Source organism: Methylobacterium sp. HJ2 (assembly GCF_056431005.1).
In genome coordinates this window covers 411,129-429,417 of the sequence record NZ_JBWJYM010000002.1, presented here as the reverse complement: position 1 = coordinate 429,417, position 18,289 = coordinate 411,129, and the positions used below count along the sequence as shown (strand labels likewise).

19 protein-coding genes and 1 riboswitch are annotated in these 18,289 nt (G+C 72.4%); of the genes, 9 read left to right on the top strand and 10 right to left on the bottom strand.

Annotation, left to right across the window (positions count from 1 at the left end; translation table 11 throughout):
* Positions 1-109: 109 nt before the first annotated feature.
* From ACS5RC_RS06595 to ACS5RC_RS06560, 8 genes are all read right to left on the bottom strand, one after another.
* Positions 110-577, bottom strand: a complete 468-nt coding sequence (locus tag ACS5RC_RS06595) for a YidB family protein (RefSeq protein ID WP_478343024.1) — start codon at positions 575-577, stop codon at positions 110-112.
* 94 nt (positions 578-671) lie between these two features.
* Positions 672-1,100 carry a BA14K family protein gene (locus ACS5RC_RS06590; protein WP_478343023.1) on the bottom strand — a complete coding sequence of 143 codons (429 nt, stop codon included), beginning with the start codon at positions 1,098-1,100 and terminating at the stop codon, positions 672-674.
* Between the two features lie 173 nt (positions 1,101-1,273).
* Entirely contained in the window at positions 1,274-1,657 is a 384-nt protein-coding gene (locus tag ACS5RC_RS06585) for a CsbD family protein (RefSeq protein WP_478343022.1), read from the bottom strand.
* 46 nt (positions 1,658-1,703) lie between these two features.
* A complete protein-coding gene (locus ACS5RC_RS06580) occupies positions 1,704-1,907 on the bottom strand; it encodes a CsbD family protein (RefSeq protein WP_478343021.1) in 204 nt (67 codons plus the stop codon).
* A gap of 133 nt (positions 1,908-2,040) precedes the next feature.
* Positions 2,041-2,946 carry a PhnA-like protein gene (locus ACS5RC_RS06575; RefSeq protein ID WP_478343020.1) on the bottom strand — a complete coding sequence of 302 codons (906 nt, stop codon included), beginning with the start codon at positions 2,944-2,946 and terminating at the stop codon, positions 2,041-2,043.
* Positions 2,947-3,028: 82 nt separating this feature from the next.
* A complete protein-coding gene (locus ACS5RC_RS06570; protein ID WP_478343019.1) occupies positions 3,029-3,529 on the bottom strand; it encodes a CsbD family protein in 501 nt (166 codons plus the stop codon).
* A 74-nt stretch (positions 3,530-3,603) separates the two neighbouring features.
* A complete protein-coding gene (locus ACS5RC_RS06565; RefSeq protein WP_478343018.1) occupies positions 3,604-3,765 on the bottom strand; it encodes a CsbD family protein in 162 nt (53 codons plus the stop codon).
* 96 nt (positions 3,766-3,861) lie between these two features.
* Positions 3,862-5,319 carry a helix-turn-helix transcriptional regulator gene (locus ACS5RC_RS06560; protein ID WP_478343017.1) on the bottom strand — a complete coding sequence of 486 codons (1,458 nt, stop codon included), beginning with the start codon at positions 5,317-5,319 and terminating at the stop codon, positions 3,862-3,864.
* 242 nt (positions 5,320-5,561) lie between these two features.
* Here ACS5RC_RS06560 and ACS5RC_RS06555 point away from each other — a divergent pair, with 242 nt between their 5' ends.
* Both ACS5RC_RS06555 and ACS5RC_RS06550 read left to right on the top strand, forming a co-directional pair.
* Positions 5,562-6,215, top strand: a complete 654-nt coding sequence (locus ACS5RC_RS06555) for a sigma-70 family RNA polymerase sigma factor (RefSeq protein ID WP_478343016.1) — start codon at positions 5,562-5,564, stop codon at positions 6,213-6,215.
* 896 nt (positions 6,216-7,111) lie between these two features.
* On the top strand, positions 7,112-7,411 hold the full coding sequence (locus ACS5RC_RS06550; RefSeq protein WP_478343015.1) for a GCG_CRPN prefix-to-repeats domain-containing protein: 300 nt from the start codon (positions 7,112-7,114) through the stop codon (positions 7,409-7,411).
* A 78-nt stretch (positions 7,412-7,489) separates the two neighbouring features.
* Here ACS5RC_RS06550 and ACS5RC_RS06545 read toward each other — a convergent pair whose 3' ends face one another.
* A complete protein-coding gene (locus tag ACS5RC_RS06545; protein WP_478343429.1) occupies positions 7,490-8,890 on the bottom strand; it encodes a cytochrome P450 in 1,401 nt (466 codons plus the stop codon).
* Between the two features lie 151 nt (positions 8,891-9,041).
* On the opposite strand from ACS5RC_RS06545, the gene fumC reads away from it, so the two are divergent.
* The 4 genes from fumC (at position 9,042) to ACS5RC_RS06525 (ending at position 13,497) form a co-directional block, all read left to right on the top strand.
* Positions 9,042-10,463 carry a class II fumarate hydratase gene (gene fumC, locus ACS5RC_RS06540; protein ID WP_478343014.1) on the top strand — a complete coding sequence of 474 codons (1,422 nt, stop codon included), beginning with the start codon at positions 9,042-9,044 and terminating at the stop codon, positions 10,461-10,463.
* A gap of 53 nt (positions 10,464-10,516) precedes the next feature.
* The gene (locus tag ACS5RC_RS06535) at positions 10,517-10,744 is read left to right on the top strand and encodes a DUF4169 family protein (RefSeq protein ID WP_478343013.1); all 228 of its coding nucleotides are present in this window, start codon (positions 10,517-10,519) and stop codon (positions 10,742-10,744) included.
* The gene (locus ACS5RC_RS06530; RefSeq protein WP_478343012.1) at positions 10,741-11,001 is read left to right on the top strand and encodes a ribbon-helix-helix domain-containing protein; all 261 of its coding nucleotides are present in this window, start codon (positions 10,741-10,743) and stop codon (positions 10,999-11,001) included. The genes ACS5RC_RS06535 and ACS5RC_RS06530 overlap by 4 nt, the downstream gene beginning before the upstream one ends.
* A gap of 17 nt (positions 11,002-11,018) precedes the next feature.
* A riboswitch (cobalamin riboswitch) is annotated at positions 11,019-11,231 on the top strand.
* A 190-nt stretch (positions 11,232-11,421) separates the two neighbouring features.
* Positions 11,422-13,497 carry a TonB-dependent receptor gene (locus ACS5RC_RS06525; RefSeq protein ID WP_478343428.1) on the top strand — a complete coding sequence of 692 codons (2,076 nt, stop codon included), beginning with the start codon at positions 11,422-11,424 and terminating at the stop codon, positions 13,495-13,497.
* 67 nt (positions 13,498-13,564) lie between these two features.
* Here the strand turns inward: ACS5RC_RS06525 and ACS5RC_RS06520 are convergent, their stop codons facing one another.
* Positions 13,565-14,137 (bottom strand): hypothetical protein, encoded by a 573-nt coding sequence (locus tag ACS5RC_RS06520; protein ID WP_478343011.1) that lies wholly within the window; start codon positions 14,135-14,137, stop codon positions 13,565-13,567.
* A 202-nt stretch (positions 14,138-14,339) separates the two neighbouring features.
* Here ACS5RC_RS06520 and ACS5RC_RS06515 point away from each other — a divergent pair, with 202 nt between their 5' ends.
* From ACS5RC_RS06515 to ACS5RC_RS06505, 3 genes are read left to right on the top strand one after another with little or no spacing between them, the layout of a single operon-like run.
* Positions 14,340-15,593, top strand: coding sequence for an MFS transporter (locus tag ACS5RC_RS06515; protein ID WP_478343010.1), 1,254 nt, complete (start codon positions 14,340-14,342; stop codon positions 15,591-15,593).
* A gap of 17 nt (positions 15,594-15,610) precedes the next feature.
* Positions 15,611-17,812 carry a primosomal protein N' gene (locus ACS5RC_RS06510; protein WP_478343009.1) on the top strand — a complete coding sequence of 734 codons (2,202 nt, stop codon included), beginning with the start codon at positions 15,611-15,613 and terminating at the stop codon, positions 17,810-17,812.
* 59 nt (positions 17,813-17,871) lie between these two features.
* Positions 17,872-18,231: a SpoIIAA family protein gene (locus tag ACS5RC_RS06505; protein ID WP_478343008.1), complete on the top strand. Its 360-nt coding sequence runs from the start codon at positions 17,872-17,874 to the stop codon at positions 18,229-18,231.
* Positions 18,232-18,289 lie beyond the last annotated feature (58 nt).

The following is an 18,289-nucleotide window of genomic DNA, read 5'->3' as shown; positions in this document are numbered from 1 at the left end:
TCAGCCGCGCCGGCGAGGCCGTCTCGGGGCTCCGCCGCGCGGCCGATCCTCCGCGACCGATCGGGCGTGACCGGGCAGCCCCCCGGGGGGCGCCCGGTCCGTGTCCGCGTCAGGCCGGCCGGCGTCCGTCGGCGGCGTAGCGATCGATGGCCGTGGGAAGCTCCCGCGACAGGCGGGACAGCAGGGCGGCGCGGCTCAGGCCCGTCTGCTGCGTCAGGTGATCGAGCGTCTCGGGACCGATGGCCCGCTCCAGATCGGCCTCGTGGATGTCGCGATTGGCCCCCGGATTGATCCAGGAATTCGCCGTCTCGCCGTGCCCGCCCTTGGTGAAGTGGTCGACCAGTTCGCTCAGGCCCGAGGCGATCAGGCCCCCGATGCCCGCGCTGCCGACCCCGCCGAGCAGATTGCCGAGGGTTCCGCTCCCGCTCCCGCCCGCATTCGGCAGAGGGGTGACGGGCCGGTGCGCCGGCTCGGTGCCGTGGCCCTTCAGGAGCTCGGCGAGCTTGTCGCGGTTCTGGTAGCCGGCCACGGCCAGAAGGCCCAGCAGCGCGGTCATCGAGGGATAGCCCTTGCTCATCGCGTGTCCTTTCGTGGGTCTCGTAAAAACCCGGACGAGCGTGCCGCCCGGGGGCGTGCGGGTGCGGACGGAGCCTCGCGGCCCGTCCGGCCGCTTAGGGGCAGGGGTGCCGGTCGCCATCGTTGCCGAGATAGGTCCCGCTCGCGGCGTCGTAGGAGCGGAAGCGGCGGGCGCAGGCGGCCACCGCCTCGGGGTTGGGGCCGCCCTGCACGACCACCGGCGCGGCCTGCGCCTGCGAGCTGGCGATGGCGCCGCCGATGATGGCGCCGGCCGCCAATCCAGCCACGCCCGCGCCGACCGCCGCGCCGACGCCCGGCCCACGGCGATAGCCGTAGCCGCGCCGGTAGCCGTAGCCGCGACGCCAGCCGTGGCGCTGGCCGAAGCGACGATACTGCGCGTAGGCGGTGGGCAGGTCGCCCCGGACCAGGGCGGCGGCCGGGCCGGTCTCGGCCGGCGCCGCCACGGCCGGCAGGCCGCTCAGGCCGGCGGCGACGGTGGCCGCGAGAGCGAGGGTGAGCTTCATCGGGAGGGTCTCCGGGAACGTAGGGGAATCGCCGTTGTCGGGGAGTGTCAGCCCCTGCGCCGGGGCGCCGCCGCACGGCCGCCGAAGCGGCGGCCGACAAAGGCGATGATCCTCGGGAGCAGGAAGGCGGTGAGGAGCTTGCGGATCATGAGAAAATCTCCGGCTTGCGGGGTTCAGCGTCTCGGCCGGGCGAGCCAGCCCACCGCGAAGGCGACGGCGGCGAGCCCCATGAGGGCGGAGGCGCGGTTGTCGTCCGCGTAGCGCACGGCGCGCCGGCCGTAGGCCGTCCCGCGCTTGCGGGCGTCGCGGGCGAAGTCGCGGCCGTCCTCGATCCAATGGTCGGCACGGTCCCGCAATTCGTGCGCGAGGTGCCGGCCATCGTCGAGAGCGTCCTCGGCGCGGTCCCGGGCGCGCCCGTAGGCGTATTGCGCCCCGCCGGCCACCTGGTTCACGGCGCCCCGCACCTGGCGGGCCGGATGTCCGGTGACGCCGCCGAGGGCGGTCTGGGCGCGACCCTTCAGGTGGCGGGACGCGCCGCGGAATTGGTCGCGGTTCATGGCATTCTCCTGTTGTGGTGATGGGGGCGCCCGGCGGTCGGCCGGGTCAGCGCTTGCCGGTGACGGTGTCGACGACCGACCGCACGCCGTCCTTGGCCTCGCCGACCGTGCGCTGGGCCTCGCCCTTCAGCTCCTGGGCTTTGCCCTCCGCCACGAGCCTGTCGTTGCCCGTGAGCGTGCCCACGCCTTCCTTCGCGTTGCCGACTGCGACGTTGGCGAGGCCCTTCAGCTTGTCGGTGGTGCTGCTCACGGGATGGCTCCTTGACGGCTGGTGTCGACGGCCGGTGGATCGATGGCAGTCGGATGGGTCTGGGGATCGATCTCGGGATCCCTTCCGGGATCGGCCGAGGACCGGCCGGTCGCAGCGACCGGCCGGGATGCGCTCAGGCGCGTCGGGCGCCGTACTGGTCGACCAGGGAGACGGGCTTGGGTGCGCCGAAGCGGCCGCCGAGGAAGCCGGCGAGGGCGCCCAGGATCAGGGCGAGCGCGCCGTAGAAGGCGCCCTGGGTGGCCGCCGACTTCGCGGCGCTCGCCGCCGCCTCGGCCTTCTGCTTGGCCGTGGCGACGGCCTGATCGTACTGCTTCTCGTAGGTCTGGATCTGCGCCCGGGCCTGATCGACCGGGATGCCCTGCGCCTTGGCGAGCGCCTCCGCGGCGCGGCCCTCGGCCTGGGCCTTCTGGGCCGGATCGCCCGTGAACAGCGCCCGGATAGCGGCCACCGCCGCGTCCTTGGCCGCCTGCGGGTCCTGGCCGGCGGCCTGCTGGCGCACCGTCTGCTCGATGCCGTCGAGCGGGTTGGCGATCTTGGAGAGCGAGGGGGCCGCCGCCTGCGCCGCGGTCTGCACCGTGCCGCCCACGAGCGAGCCGGCTCCGCCCAGCGTGCTGGTCACGCCCGAGAAGGCGCCGCCGATCAGGCCGCCGGCCGCCGAGGTGATCAGGTAGAGCACCACGAGCGTCGTGACCGCCCAGGAGACGAGGCCGTGCAGGCCGGCGGTGACGGGCTTGCCCGAGAGCCGGCCGGCCAGGAACCCGCCCGCCAGCGCGGCGAGGATGCCCGAGCCGACGAACCAGAGGCCGGCGCCCAGCGAGAGGGTCGTGGCCGCCGGGTTGTCGGCGGCGGTCGTGCCGACGCTGGACAGGCCGACGCCGACCCCGACCATGTTGAGGATCACCTGCGTCACCAGCGCGGTGACCGACCCGGCCAGGATGGCACCCCACGACACGTGGTGCAGAAGGACAGTGCGATCGCCCGCGACGACGGGCGAGGCGGGAAGACTGGAAGAAGACACGTTGGAAGGCTCCGGGTCGTCGGTCGTCCGAGGGATTCGGTAGTCCGAGATGGGAAAGGCAGGGGGTTCGACAGGCCGCGGATCAGTCGCGGCCGTGAATGAGCAGGCCGAGGCCGTAGCCGAGGAGGCCCGCCACGAGCAGCGCCGCGACCGGATGCTCGGCGACCTGATGGGTCACCTCGCGGCCGCCCTGGCGCAGGTACCGGCCGCCGTTCTCGTAGGCGTCCTCGGCGGCGTCGTAGGCCTCGCGGCCGGCGCTCCGGACCGCCCGCTCGGCCCGCTCGTAGGCGTCGCCCGCGGCGTCCTGGACGTGGCGCGCCCCGTCCCGGACATCGCCTCCGGCGAGCCCGTCGACCGTGTCGCGGACCCGGCCGCCGACGTCGCGCGCGGCATCGGCCGCCCGGTCGGCGGCGTCGCTCACGGCGTCCTTGGCCTGCCCGTAGAGGTTCTCGGCCGCACCCTGGGCCTCGCGCGCGCGGCCTTCGACCGAATTGCGGTTCGAACCCGTGAGGTCGCCGACGGCGCCCTGGACCTTGCCGCCGAGTTCCTTGGCGGCGCCTGTGATGCGGGTGGTATCAACCATCGTGACGCTCCTGCTTGTAAGAGATGACTGCGTTCCGGACGCCGTGAACGACGTCGCGGAACGTCCGATCGGCGCTAGGCCTCGGGATTCGCCTTCGGCTTTTCGGCGGGTTTCAGCAGTTCCTGCTGAGACTTGCCTTCAGCCTCGACTTTTCCGTCGCCAATCAACTTGCCGATCGCTTCCTTCACGGAGGCCCTGAGCGTTTCCGCCGAGACGGTGGACTTGGATTCGCCCATGAATGCCTCCGAAAGACTTTGCCTGTGCCCGTCCCGTCAGGTGGCGCGCGACGCGCCCCGTTCAATGATCTGGATTTACTAGTACGATAGATCGATCTAACCGGCTGAGTTGGCGGGGAAGCCGTTGTCCCGCCCCCACACGATGGCTTCGGAGCGCTTGTGGACCCCGAGCTTGCGGTAGAGCGCCGCCGAGTGGTTCCGCACGGTGTTGCGGGAGAGATTGAGGCGCTTGGCGATGGCTTGGTCGTCGAGCCCGGAGCAGATCAGATCCAGGATCTGGCGCTCGCGCACGGTGATGTTGGGCGTGAGCGCGTCCTTGTGGCCCGCACCGGGCTGGCGCAGGTTGGCGAGCTTCTCGATGAGGCTGCGGCTGAACCACGAGGTGTCAGCCATCACCGTCTCGATCGCCGCGAACAGCTCCCGCTCCGTGTGCTTGCGCTCGGTGATGTCCTGCACGACGAGAAGGGCGAAGGCCTCCTCGCCGATCTCGACCCGCTCGGCGGAGATCAGGCAATCGAGGTTGGATCCGTCCTCGTGCCGGAGGCAGACCTCGAGGCCCAGCACGTAGCCGGTGCGCGTCACGGCCGCCTCGAACTTGATCCGGGCCGCATCGTGCACCCAGAGGCCGAGATCGGCGGGCGAGCGCCCGGTCACCGTGTCGGCGGAGAAGCCGAAGATCCGGGTGAAGGCCTCGTTCACGCCCGTGATGGTGAAGGTGTCGGCCCGCGCCAGGACGGTGGGCACGGGGGTGAGGCGGAACGCCTTGGCGAAGCGCTCCTCGCTCTGGCGCAGGGCGGTCTCGGCCTTCCGGCGCAGCTCGAGATCGGCGAAGGTGAACAGCATGCAGGGCTCGTCGCCCATCTCGATCGGCTGTCCGGCCACGATGACTGTGCGCGAGCCGCCGCCGGGCAATTCGAGGCAGGCCTCCATCTGCGGGATCGTGCCGCCCGCGTTGAGGCGCGACACGGCGAGGTCGCGGTTGCGGGCGCCGGCCAGCACGTCGACCTCGTAGACGCTGCGTCCGATCACCGCGTCGCGGGTGTGGCCCGTCATCTCGAGGAAGCCGAGATTCACCTTGACGTGGCGCAGGTCCGAGAGCCGGCAGATCACGGCGGGCGCCGGATTGGCGTTGAAGGTCTTCTCGAAGCGCTCCTCCGCCTCGAACTGGTCGGAGACGTCCTTGAGGATGAGCGCGAGGCAGCTCGGGTTGCCGTCCCGGTCGGTGGCAACCAGGCTGCGCAGGGAATGCACGAATTCGACGTCCGGCCTGTCCGTCCGCGTCACCTCGACGACGACGTCGTGGAACGTCTCGCCCGAGACGACGCGCTCGATCGGGTAGTGCTCGGGCGCGCGGTTGTTGCGGTAGCGCAGGGAGAAGCGCTCGCGATAGGCGTCGACGGTCGCGCCGAGCTCGGCCACGGTCTCCGCCCCATGCATCGCGAGGGCGGCCTCGTTGGCGTAGGCGATGGTCTGGTCGGGCTCGACCAGGATCACCCCTTCGCTGAGGCCGGCGATGATCTGCCGGAGTTCATGCCTGTCGACGGCGAGTGTCACGACCTCTCCCATGGTGCGATGCGGCGTGCCGGGTTCCGGCTCGTAACAAGTGCGTGGGAGGGCAGTTCCGCGCCGAGATCGGGAAAGCTTGGTATATCCGGATCATTGACGTGAACGTGATGACCCAACAACAACCCTCGAGCGTCCTCGACCCGTAGTGCAGCGGGCGAGCAGAGATGTGCTCCGAGGAGAAAGGGCGGTCGTCAGTGTTGTCAGAACTCAGAGAGCCCGGGTCCCGTCCTTTGGACGATCGAGGGCCGGACCCTGCGCTGCCGCGTCATGTCCAGGACCTGATCGGGACGGGTCTCGGCGCGATCTACCCGTTCCCTGCGGCCGTCGAGGCGGATTCACGGCTCGGCCAGGTCCTGCGCCGCCTCGCGGAGGCGTTGTCGGCGGCCCAGGCGGACGGGCAGATCCCCGACACGTTCCGGCAGGATCTGATCGACGCCATCCCGCGGCTGCGGCGCTACGCGGTCGCGCTGGCGCGGAACGACTCCGAGGCCGACGATCTCGTGCAGACGACCCTGATGCGCGCCTGGGAGAAGCGGTCGCGGTTCGAGCCGGGGACCCGCCTGCTCGCGTGGCTGTTCACGATCCTGCGCAACGCCTTCCTCAACCGGCGCGGGCGGCTGCGGCGCGAGGTCGAGGATGTCGACGGAGCCTGGGCCGGTCGGCTGATCTCGCCCGCCGCTCAGGAGCACCGCGTCGCGGTGGCGGACCTGCAGGTCGCCCTGAACGACCTTCCGGCCGAGCAGCGCGAAACCCTGCTCCTCGTCGTGCTCGACGGCCTGGCCTACGAGGAGGCGGCCGTCATCCTCGGCTGCCAGCCCGGCACCGTGAAGAGCCGCGTGAGCCGGGCGCGCGAACGCCTCGCCCTGGCCCTGGGGGCCGCGTGACGAAGCCGGGCCTCGCCGCCCCGTCGGGCGAGGCGGCGTCCTCGACGCCTTCCTCCGGGCGCGGGCGCCCGACCAGCGCGACGCGGTCTGGAACGCCGTCGCCCGCGGCTGATGCAGCGACCTGCACGAGGCCACGACAGGCCGCCCCGGCCAGCCGTGCTCCGGGGCCTCGGCCGACCTGCCGGGCGGGGACCCGCGCCCGGGAGCGGGCGGCCCGAGCGCCGGCGTCCCGCTGCGCGGCACAACCGACGAACCCCTGATTTTACCAAGTATGGCCCACGAAAAATGATGCATCTGCATCATTGAGCCGCGGCCGGCAGCGAATATCTCGCTGTTGCGTCGGGGCACTCAAGTCCCGGTGCAGAATTTCCGAAGTTGTGCCGGTCCTTCTTCTACCCCGATCAGGTCCGGCACGGCCGCAAGGCCGGGCGCCGTGCCGCCCCAGGCGCGCGCCCGGCCCCAAGTCCTGTCGCAAACTCTCGGCGAAACGGTCGCACATCGTTCGGACGCGTGCCCGCCGAGGCGGGGAGCCGTCCGGACGCGACGAAGACCGGAGGACAATCGCATGCTCGCTTCCGGAACGCCCCAACCCGCTCCCGACGGGGACGATCCTCCGGGGATGCCGCCGCGCCCCTTTCCGGGAGATCTGCCGATCGGACCGGACGAACCGTCGGCGCCCTTCGAGGAGGAGCCCACGGATGTCCCGGGCGAGCCGGACCGCGGTCCCGATCCCGATCGCGGCCCGGCCGGGCGGATGGTCGTCGGCGCGCCGGTCTCAAGTAACGGAGAATGGGATCAGGCTTAAATACACATTTGGAAACACGTAATCTCGTTCATGTTCGCAGCCGTTGCGAACGGATGCGTGTTTCGGGGGCATCGCAACAGAGGAGATGCACATGCGATACAACCTTGCCGGCGCAGCCGTCCTCGCTCTGGGCACGATCGCCGCGACCGCGGGCACGGCCGAGGCCCGCGACGGCTGCGGCATCGGCGGACATCGCGGGTATTACGGCTTCTGCCGCCCCAACGTCGTCTACCGGCCCATCGCGGTTCGCCCGGTCGTCTACGGTTATCGCCGTATCGGCTGGTACGGCCCGCGCTGGCACCGCTGGGGCGGCGACCGCCCGGTCGGCTTCCATCGCCACTGGGGCTGGCACGGCGACTACCGGCATGCGGGCTGGCATCACCGCTGGTGACGCGACGGGGGCGGTCCCGCCCCTCCCGGATGATCCCGGCCGGTGATCCGCCCCGATGACGGTCGCGGCGGGGTGCCCTCAGGTGCCCCGCCGCAGCGCGTCCATCCGCAAGCCGTTGGCCGGGCGCAGGGTCACCCGGTGAAGCGGCGTGACCGGGGCGTGATCGGCCGGCAGCGCGAAGCGGACGGCGCGCACCGTGTGAGCCAGCACGATCACCGCCTCCTGCAGCGAGAAGCTCTGGCCGATGCAGATGCGGGGCCCGGCGCCGAAGGGCAGGTAGGCGAAGCGCGGGATCGCCTCGCGCGCCGCCCCGAGGAAGCGCTCGGGCAGGAAGGCATCCGGATCCTCCCACAGGGTGCGGTGGCGGTGCAGCACCCAGGGCGCCACCATCACGATCGAGCCGCGCGGCACCTTCACCCGGCCGAGCCGGTCCTCCTTCAGGGCCTGCCGGCTGAGGAACGGCACCGGCGGGAACAGCCGCATCGCCTCCTCCATCACGGCGCGGGCGAAGGGCAGGCGCTCGATCGCGAAGTGTCCCTCCCCATCGGCCGCCGCATCGACCTCGGCCTCGAGGCGCTCGCGCGAGGCCGGATCCTGGGACAGGCAGTAGAGCGCCCAGGTCAGGGCGTTGGCGGTGGTCTCGTGGCCGGCGGCAATGAAGGTGACGATGTTGGCCTTCACCTCCAGGTCCGTCAGGCCCTGCCCGGTCTCCGGGTCCTGGGCGGCGAGCAGCAGCGTCAGCAGGTCCTCGGGGGCTTCCCCGCGCGCGATCAGCGCGCGGCGATGGTCGATCAGGCCGTCCACCACCTCGGCGAAGTAGCGCACGGCCGGTCGCGCCCGCAGGCGCCCGATCCGCGGCACGAAGGCCGGCACCCCGAACACGTCGAGGGGGTCGATCGGCCCGACCGATTCGAGGAAGCGGGTGATGGCGCGGCCGAGGGCGTCCGGGTCGTTCTGGGGCCCCTGGGTGAAGATCGTCCGCTCCAGCACGTCCAGGGTGACGCGGGTCATCTCCAGGGCGACGTCGATGCGAGTGCCGACGCGCCGGGCAAGGCGCCGGCCGAGGCGGGTGCCCGCCGCGTTCATCGCCGTCTCGAAGCCCCGCACGGTGCGGGCCGAGAAGATCGGCGCGAGGGTGCGCCGCTGCAGGCGCCACGCGTCGCCCTCGGCGGTGAGCAGCCCCTCGCCGAGGCCGGGGGCCAGCACCCGGCGCTGGAGGTCGTCCTTGCGGTAGGCGCTCGCGTTCTCGACCAGGACATGCCGGATCAGGCCCGGCTCGCTCACCACGGTGATGCGCCCGAGCACGCCGTCCCCCGCGACGACGGGCGCGGTGAAGTGCTCCTCCATCCAGGTGGTGATCGGGTTCGCCCGCGCGGCCTTCAGGAACGCGAAGAGCGTCATCGGCGTGCGCCGCGGCGGCGGCACGGAGGGACGGAACCGGTCCGGGTGCGGGGCGGCGGGCGGCGCGGTCTCGAGGATCGTCGGCATGCGGCTCCGGGGGCGCGGCAGGGCGGGCGCGGGGGGGCGTACAGGCCGCGCCGTTTGTCGGGAGGCCGCGGCGCGGGCCGTTCGCGTTTCGGGCCCGCCTTCGCTAAGTAGGCACCGCACTGCACCAGACGTAGAGGCCACGATGTCGCCCACCGAGTCCGGCACCCCGACCGCCACCCGTACCGAATCCGACACCTTCGGTCCGATCGAGGTTCCGGCCCACCGGTACTGGGGTGCGCAGACGCAGCGCTCGATCCAGAATTTCCGCATCGGCACCGAGCACATGCCGGCGCCGCTCGTCCACGCGCTCGGCATCGTCAAGCAGGCCGCCGCCCTGGTGAACAAGGACCTCGGCGCTCTCGAGCCCAGGATCGCCGACGCGATCGCGGACTCCGCCGCCGAGGTGGTGGCGGGTCGCTACGACGACGAGTTCCCCCTGGTGGTCTGGCAGACGGGCTCGGGCACCCAGTCGAACATGAACGCCAACGAGGTGATCGCGAGCCTCGCCAACGAGCGGCTCGGCGGGCAGCGCGGCGGCAAGGCGCCCGTGCACCCCAACGACCATTGCAACCGCGGCCAGTCCTCGAACGACACCTTCCCGACCGCCATGCACATCGCGGTGGCCCGCGAGATCCAGGAGCGGCTCCTGCCCGCGCTCTCGCACCTGCACGGGGCGCTCGACGCCAAGTCCAAGGCGTTCGAGAGCATCGTGAAGATCGGCCGCACCCACCTGCAGGACGCGACGCCCGTCTCCCTCGGCCAGGAATTCTCCGGCTACGCCGCGCAGGTGGCGCTCGGCGGCGCGCGCATCGCCGCGACGCTGCCGGGCGTGCTGGCGCTGGCCCAGGGCGGCACCGCCGTCGGCACCGGCCTCAACGCGCATCCCGACTTCGCCGTGAAGTTCGCCGCCAAGGTGGCCGAGCTGACCGGGCTGCCCTTCACCTCGGCCGACAACAAGTTCGAGGCGCTCGCCACCCACGACGCCCTGGTGTTCACCCAAGGGGCGCTGTCGGCGCTCGCCGCCGGCCTGTTCAAGATCGCCCAGGACATCCGCTTCCTGGGCTCGGGCCCGCGTTCGGGCCTCGGCGAGCTGTCGCTCCCCGAGAACGAGCCGGGCTCCTCGATCATGCCCGGCAAGGTCAACCCGACCCAGTGCGAGGCCCTGACGATGGTCTGCGCCCAGGTGATCGGCAACGGCACCACCGTGAGCTTTGCCGGCTCGCAGGGCAATTTCGAGCTGAACGTGTTCAAGCCGGTGATCGCCAACGCGGTGCTGCAATCGGTGCGGCTCCTGGCGGACGCGGCCGTGAGCTTCACCGACAATTGCGTCGTCGGCATCAAGGCCAACGAGGACAAGATCGCCGACCTGATGAGCCGCTCGCTGATGCTGGTCACCGCGCTCGCGCCCTCGATCGGCTACGACAAGGCCGCCGAGATCGCCAAGACCGCGCACAAGAACGGCACCACCCTCAAGCAGGAGGCCCTGCGCCTCGGCTACGTGACGGAGGACGAGTTCGAGCGCGTGGTGCGGCCGGAGACGATGCTGGCGCCCAGCGCCGAGTGAGCCCGGCGCCGGCGCGGACGATCCCGCGCCGGCCCGAACCCAGGATGGATCGCATGGCCGAGATCATCAACCTGCGCCAGGCCCGGAAGGCGCGGGAGAAGGCGGGCAAGGAGGCCCAGGCCGCCGAGAACCGGATCGCCTTCGGTCGTCCGAAGAAGGCCAGGACCCTGCAGGAGAAGCGCAAGGCCCTGGAGGAGACCCGCCACGAGGGGCACCGGCTGGGCCAAGGGCCGGAGCACCGGCCGGAGCACGAGCCGGAGCGGGACGAGCCCGGGGCGTGAGCGGCATCCGCAAGCGCTCGGTTCTGATCGCGGGCCATCCCACCAGCGTCTCCCTGGAAGAGCCGTTCTGGGAAGCCCTGCGCGAGGCGGCCGCCGCGCGTGGGCAATCGGTGCAGGCGCTGATCGGTGCGATCGACGCGGGACGCGGCGCGCAGAACCTGTCCTCGGCGATCCGGGTCTTCGTGCTCGCAGCCGCGCGATCCGGGGTTGTGGCCGACGGACGACAGGGGCCCGCAAACCGGCCGGATCCGGATTGACCGTCACGGCTCCCGCCCCTCTAGTGCGGGGCGACGGTTCCCCGCGAGGGGATCAAAAGGGAACGCGGTGAGGGCCAGCCCGGGAGGGATCCGCCCGAAGCCGCGGCTGCCCCCGCAACTGTGAGCGGCGAGCCTTCCGCCAGCACGTCACTGGATGAGCTTCATCCGGGAAGACGGCGAGAGGGCAGCGACCCGCGAGCCAGGAGACCTGCCGTCGGCCGTGGTCACACGCGAAACGCGTCGGGCGGGGTGTCCCGACGGGTGCCGGGACGTCCGTGCCGAGGCTCGGACGGCACGGCCTCGTTCGCGGTGACGTGCCGCAGCCGCCCGCGAGGCTCCGTGTCCGCCACCGCGCCGATCAGACGATCCCGCCGCATCCTGGCCAGGACCGCCTGGGCCTGCGCCGCATCCCTCTCGCTCATGCCCGCCCGGGCTCGCGCCGCGCCCGGGCCGGAGGCGGTCGATCTCGCCGAAATCTCCGTCGTCGCCGCCGATCCCGCCGCCTCCCGCGAGCCGGCTGCCAATGCCGCCGCGGTCGGCGGCGTCACCGGCATCGGGGGCGGCCTGCGCCGCGTCGATGCGGCGAGCGCGGGCCTCCTCTCGGGCGCGCAGGTCAACAGCCGGCCGGTCACCCGGCCCGGCGAGGTGCTCGAGGCGGTGCCGGGCCTGATCGTCACGCAGCACTCGGGCGAGGGCAAGGCCAACCAGTTCTTCCTGCGCGGGTTCAACCTCGACCACGGCAGCGACATCGCCATCTCGGTGGACGGCATGCCCGTCAACCTGCGCACCCATGCGCACGGCCAGGGCTACGCCGATCTCAACTTCCTGATCCCCGAGCTCGTCGGCGCGGTGGAGTTCCACAAGGGCCCCTATTTCGTGCGCGACGGCGACTTCGCCTCGGCGGGCTCCGTGCGGATCGACTATCTCGACACGGTCGCACGGAACGTCGCGCTGACCGCGATCGGGTCCTTCGGCTACAAGCGCGCTCTGACCATCGCCTCCACGCCGCTGGGCGCGGGCAACCTGCTGGTGGCGGGCGAGGCGCAGACCTACGACGGGCCCTGGGACGTGCCGGATCGGCTCGCCAAGCTGAACGGCGTCGTCCGCTACAGCCAGGGCACGGCCCTCGACGGCCTCTCCGTCACGGGCATGGCCTACTGGGCCACGTGGAACGCCACCAACCAGATCCCCGAGCGGGCGGTGGCCGAGGGCCTCATCGGCCGCTACGGCACCCTCGACCCGACCGATGGCGGCGATACCGGCCGCTTCTCGCTCTCGGGCCGCTGGAGTCGGACGGGCGAGGCCGGCATCACCCGAGCCTCGGGCTACCTCATCCGCTACCGGATGAACCTCTGGAACGACTTCACCTACCGCCTCAACGATCCCGTCAACGGTGACCAGTTCCGCCAGCGCGACGACCGGGTGCTCGGCGGCGGCGAGATCTCCCACGTCTTCCCGGGCGATCTGCTCGGCCTGCCGATGGAGAACGAGATCGGCGTGCAGACACGCACCGACGCGATCCGGGTCGGGCTGTTCAACACCGCCAACCGGCTCACCCGCTCGACCGTGCTCGACGACCGGGTGCTGGAGACGAGCGGGGCGTTCTACTACGAGAACCGCCTGCGCTGGACCGACTGGCTGCGCACCAGCGTAGGCGTCCGGGCGGACGGCTACTATGCCGAGGTCCGCTCCGACACGGCCGCCAATGCGGGGCGGGTCCGCGACGGCATCGTCAACCCGAAGCTCGGCCTCGTGCTCGGCCCCTGGCTCGATACCGAACTCTACGTGAATTACGGCGGCGGCTTCCACTCGAACGACGTGCGCGGCGTGACCGCCACGGTGGATCCCGCGAGCCCCCTCTTCACCGTCCAGCGTGCCCCCTTCCTGGTGCCCTCGACCGGCTACGAGGTCGGGGTCCGCAACCGCAGCATCGCCGGGCTGGAGACCGCGGTCGCGCTGTTCCGGCTCGATTTCGCCTCCGAGAACCTGTTCCAGGGCGACACCGGCACCACCGAGCCGAGCCGGCCGACCCGCCGCTTCGGCGTCGAGTGGACGAACCGCTACGCGGTGACGCCCTGGCTGCGGCTGGAGGGCGACCTCACCGTCACCAACGCGCGCTTCTCCGACGCCGACCCGGCCGGCAACCGGGTGCCGGAGGCGCCGACCACCATCGCCTCGGCGGGGATCACGCTGGGCGAGGGGCTCGGCTGGTTCGGCGCGATGCGGGTCCGCTACTTCGGGCCCCGCCCCCTGATCGAGGACAATGCGGTGCGCTCGAAGCCCACCGCGCTCCTCAACGGCCGGGTCGGCTACGCCTTCGAGAACGGGATCAGCGTCTCCCTCGACGTGCTCAACCTGACGAACGCCAAGGCCGACCAGATCACCTACTTCTACACATCCCGCCTGCCCGGCGAGCCGGCGGACGGCGTCGCCGACCGGCATCTCCATCCCGTCGAGCCCACCGCCGTGCGGCTGACCATCGCCGGACGGTTCTGAGCCGGCGCGAGACCACCGCGCGTTAGAAGCCTGGAGCCGATCCCGATCGCAGCGACCGGGTGCGGCTCTAGCCGTCGTGCGTGTACATGAATGTCGCGCCCGCATTCACCACGGGGACGTAGGTGCTGTCGGCTCGGACCGCATCCAGAAGCTTTCCCCACCCCGTCGCTCCGAGCGTCACGGTCGGGGTGGAGCCATCGACGCTCGCTTTCAGAACCTGCGTGGCCAGGGGCTTGGCGGCGTTGTCGATCGGATTGTCGACACGCGCATCCCGAAGTCCCGTCATCTTATAGTAGAGCCCGTCCACGACATAGCACGCGGCCTCTTCGTTGATCGCCAGCAGCGACGTCTTCTCGATATCGAACAGGCCGTGCAGGCTCTCGTGCAGGACCGTAGCCTCGTCGTACCGGCCCCGGATCGGCAGGATAGCAAGCGTGTTGGTGCCTGCGCGCCACTCGCCCGCCGTCGTCAGCGTTCTGTCGATCGCGACGTGCATCGTATCCGCCTTGATCAGGCTCACGATCTTCTGGAATGACTTGCTGGTTACGGTGACGTCTCCGGAACCGCCCTGGAAGGTAAAGTTGATCCGCCGCAGGAAGTGCTGGCCGAGTATCTTCAGGACCTGATCCTTTTCATTCATTTCGGCCTCCTCGTGCGACGGTGCGCCGTGGCAAGTCATCAGGCCGGCGCGATCCCGTCCGTGTGCCCGGGCACGCAGCCCGCTGCCGCGCCCGATCGGCCGCCGGCTCCGAAGGTGAGGCTCGCGCATCGGACGGACCGGGAGCGCCTCCGAGTCGGGCGACGCCCTGGCCCGCCGACGCGAACCTGCTTAGGCTCGGCCGATGGGGAGCCGGTCGGGGGCAGCGTCGGGGGACACGGGCGGGTTCGCCCGCTTCCTGCTGCTCTATGCCGGGCTCTACGGCGCCTATGGCTGCCTTTCCCCGATCCTGCCGAACGTCCTCGCCGCCCGCGGTCTCGGCCCCGAGGCGATCGGCACGGTGCTCGCCGCCGCGACCCTGGTCCGGCTGGTCGCGGCCCCGCTGGCCGGTCGCCTCGCCGACCGGCGCGACGCCGCGCGCGGGATCCTCGGGCTCTCGGCCGCGGCGGCCGGGCTGTTCGCCGCCCTGCATCTGCCGGCCGAGGGCTTCGGGCCGGTCCTCGCGGTCGGCCTGCTCTACGCGGTGGCGACCGCGCCGCTCGCCCCCCTCGCCGACGCGCTGGCGCTCGGCGCCGCCCGTGGAGGAGCGGCCTTCGCCTATGGGCGGGTCCGGGCCGCGGGCTCGACCGCCTTCATCGCCGCCACCGCGGCGGCCGGCTGGCTGGTGGGTGCGCAGGGCCTTGCCGCCGCCGTGCTCGCCGGGAGCGTCCTGTTCCTGGCCACGGGCTTCCTCGTGCGCCTGCTGCTGGGCCGCGCGGAGGGACCGTGCCGCGAGCCGGCCGCGGGTGCGAAGGGTTTTCGCGACGTGCTCGGGCGCCCGCGCTTCCGCCGCACCGTGCTCGTCGCGAGCCTCGTCGTCGGCGCGCATGCCCTCCACGAGGCCTTCGCCATGATCCTGTGGCGCGGGGCCGGCATCGGCCCGGGCGCGGCGGGGCTGCTCTGGTCGGAGGCGGTCGCCGCCGAGGTGCTGGTCTTCGTCGCCCTCGGCCCCCCGCTCCTGCGCCGGATCGGACCGGCCGGCGGCCTCGCCCTCGCGGCGGTCGCCGGCGCGATCCGCTGGGCGACGGTGGCCGAGACGCAGGCGCTCCCCTGGCTCGCCGCCGCGCAGGCGCTGCACGGCCTCAGCTTCGCGCTGCTGCACCTCGCCTGCCTCGGACTGATCGAGGAGACGATCCCCCCGCCTCTGCGGGCGACGGCGCTGACCCTCTACGGCAGCGTCGGCCTCGGGCTCGCGGGCGCCCTGGTGACGCTCGCGGCCGGCCCCCTCTACGCGGGCCTCGGCGCGCGGGCGTTCTGGGCGATGGCCGCCCTCAGCCTCGCCGCCCTCCCGCTCGCCCTGTCCCTGCGCCGGCCTTCCGATCGAGACGCGTCCGCTTCCCTGCAAGCTATGGTACGAACCCGGAACGAGGAGCGGGCCGACCCGCGATCCGAGGCCTGAGGCCAGCCCCATCCCGCATGCCCGACATCGCCGAGATCCTGATCCCCCTCGCCCTCGACACCGCCTACAGCTACGTCGTGCCGGACGGGCTGGGACTCGCCGAGGGCGACGTGGTGCAGGTGCCCCTCGGGCCCCGCGAGACGGTGGGCGTGGTCTGGGGCCTCGCCCGCAGTCCCGGCGGCTCGAACCTCCGGCCGGTGACGGGCCGGCTCGAGCTGCCCCCGCTCTCCGAGCCCCTGCGCCGCCTCGTCGACTGGATCGCCCGCTACACGCTGGCCCCGAAGGGCTCGGCGCTCGCCATGGTGCTGCGCCTGCCCGACGAGGCCGCCGCCCGCGAGACCGCGCGCGTCGGGGTGCGCCTGTCCGGAAAGCCCCCCGCGCGGGCGACCGCGGCGCGCACGAAGGTGCTGGCCGCCGCGGCCGACGGGGCGTTGCGGGGCAAGAGCGCGCTCGCCAAGGAGGCCGGCGTCTCGGTCGGCGTCGTCGACGGCCTGATCGACGACGGCGCCCTCGAGGCGGTCGCGGTCGAGCCGGAGCCGGTGGCGCCCCCGCCCGACCCGGAGCACCCGCGCGTGCCGCTCTCGGCCGCGCAGGAGGCGGCGGCGCTCGATCTCGTCCCGGGCCTGCGGCCGCCGGAGGCCGGAGAGGCCGGTCTCCCGCGCCCCGAGGCGGGCGGCGGCACGATCCTGCTCGAGGGCGTCACCGGATCGGGCAAGACCGAGGTGTATTTCGAGGCCGTGGCCCATTGCGTCCGCGCCGGGCGCCAGGCCCTGATCCTGATGCCGGAGATCGCGCTCACCGCGCAATTCCTCGACCGGTTCGCGGCCCGCTTCGGCGTGCGCCCGGCCGCCTGGCACTCCGGCATCGGCGGCAAGCGGCGCGAGCGCCTGCGCGCGGCCGTGGCGTCGGGCGATGCGGCGGTCGTCGTCGGCGCCCGCTCGGCCCTGTTCCTGCCCTTCCGCCGGCTCGGCCTGATCGTGGTCGATGAGGAGCACGAGGCCGCCTACAAGCAGGAGGACGGGGTGCATTACCACGCCCGCGACATGGCGGTGGTGCGCGGGCGCCTGGAGGGCTGTCCGGTGGTGCTGGCCTCGGCCACCCCCTCGATCGAGACCAGGGTGAACGCCGAACGCGGGCGCTACCGCCACGTCCGGCTCCCCGAGCGCTTCGGCGGCCGGCGCCTGCCCGACATCCGCGCCATCGACATGCGCCTCGACGCGCCCGAGCGCGGCCGCTTCCTGAGCCCGCCGCTCGTGGCCGCCATGCGGGCGAACCTCGCGGCCGGCGAGCAGTCGCTGCTGTTCCTCAACCGGCGGGGCTATGCGCCGCTGACGCTCTGCCGGGCCTGCGGCCACCGCTACCGCTGCCGCAACTGCTCGACCTGGCTCGTCGAGCACCGCTTCCGCAAGGCGCTGGTCTGCCACCAATGCGGCTACGCCGAGCCCCGGCCGCAGGCCTGCGCCGAGTGCGGCACCTTCGACAACCTGACGGCCTGCGGCCCCGGCGTCGAGCGCATCGCCGAGGAGGCCGCCGAGCTGTTCCCGGACCAGCGCATCATCGTGCTGTCGAGCGACTTTCCCGGCGGGGCCGAGCGGCTGCGCCACGAGCTCGAGGCCGTGGCGGCCGGCGAATGCGACATCGTCGTCGGCACCCAGCTCGTCGCCAAGGGCCACAACTTCCCCCACCTCACCCTCGTTGGGGTGCTCGATGCCGATATCGGCCTCACCTCCGGCGATCCGCGCGCGGCCGAGCGCACCTTCCAGCTGCTGCAGCAGGTGACGGGGCGCGCGGGCCGCGGCGAGCGGCCCGGCCGGGCCCTGGTCCAGACCTACCAGCCGACCCATCCGGTGATCGCGGCGCTGCTCTCGGGGGACGCCGAGCGCTTCTATGCGGAGGAGGTTGCCGCGCGCGAGGCCGCGGGCCTGCCGCCCTTCGGCCGGCTCGCGGCCCTGATCGTCTCGGCGGCCGAGCGCGAGGCGGCGGAGGCGCAGGGACAGGCGCTCGCGCGCGCGGCCGACCCGCCGGCCGGCGTGATGGTGCTCGGGCCGGCCGAGGCTCCGCTCGCCCTGGTGCGCGGGCGCTTCCGCTTCCGCTTGCTGGTGAAGACCGAGCGCGGCGTGGACCTTCAGGGCTACCTGCGCGACTGGCTCGCGCGCGCCCCCCGTCCGCGCGGGAACGTGCGGGTCGCCGTCGATGTCGACCCGCAGAGCTTTTTGTAGGAGAGTGCCGGGCCGCCGACGCCCGCGAAGGGCCCGGACGGCCGCGAGGAGCCCGACCAGTGCTGAGCTACACCAAGAAGCCGGATGCCAACGTCGCCGAGATCGTGGTCGACGGGAAGATCACCGACGAGGAGATGAACGCGGTGATGACCGCGATGAAGGCCGATCTCGACAAGGGCGGCAAGATCAAGCTCCTGGAGGACATCCGCGCCTTCGAGGGCATGGAGCCGGCGGCCTTCTTCAAGGATCCGCGCTTCGGCCTCTCGATGATGAAGGGCGTCAGCCACGTCGCCCTGGTGACGGACGCGCAGTGGCTCAAGATGCTGGCCGAGACCTTCAGCTTCGTCTCGCCCGCGCAGATCAAGGTGTTCGAGCGCGCCCGCATCGACGAGGCCCGCTCCTGGCTCGCCGCCGCCTAGGACGCCGCGTCCGGCCGAGCCGGACGCCCGCGTCGGCGGACCAGGCCGGCGCGTTCCG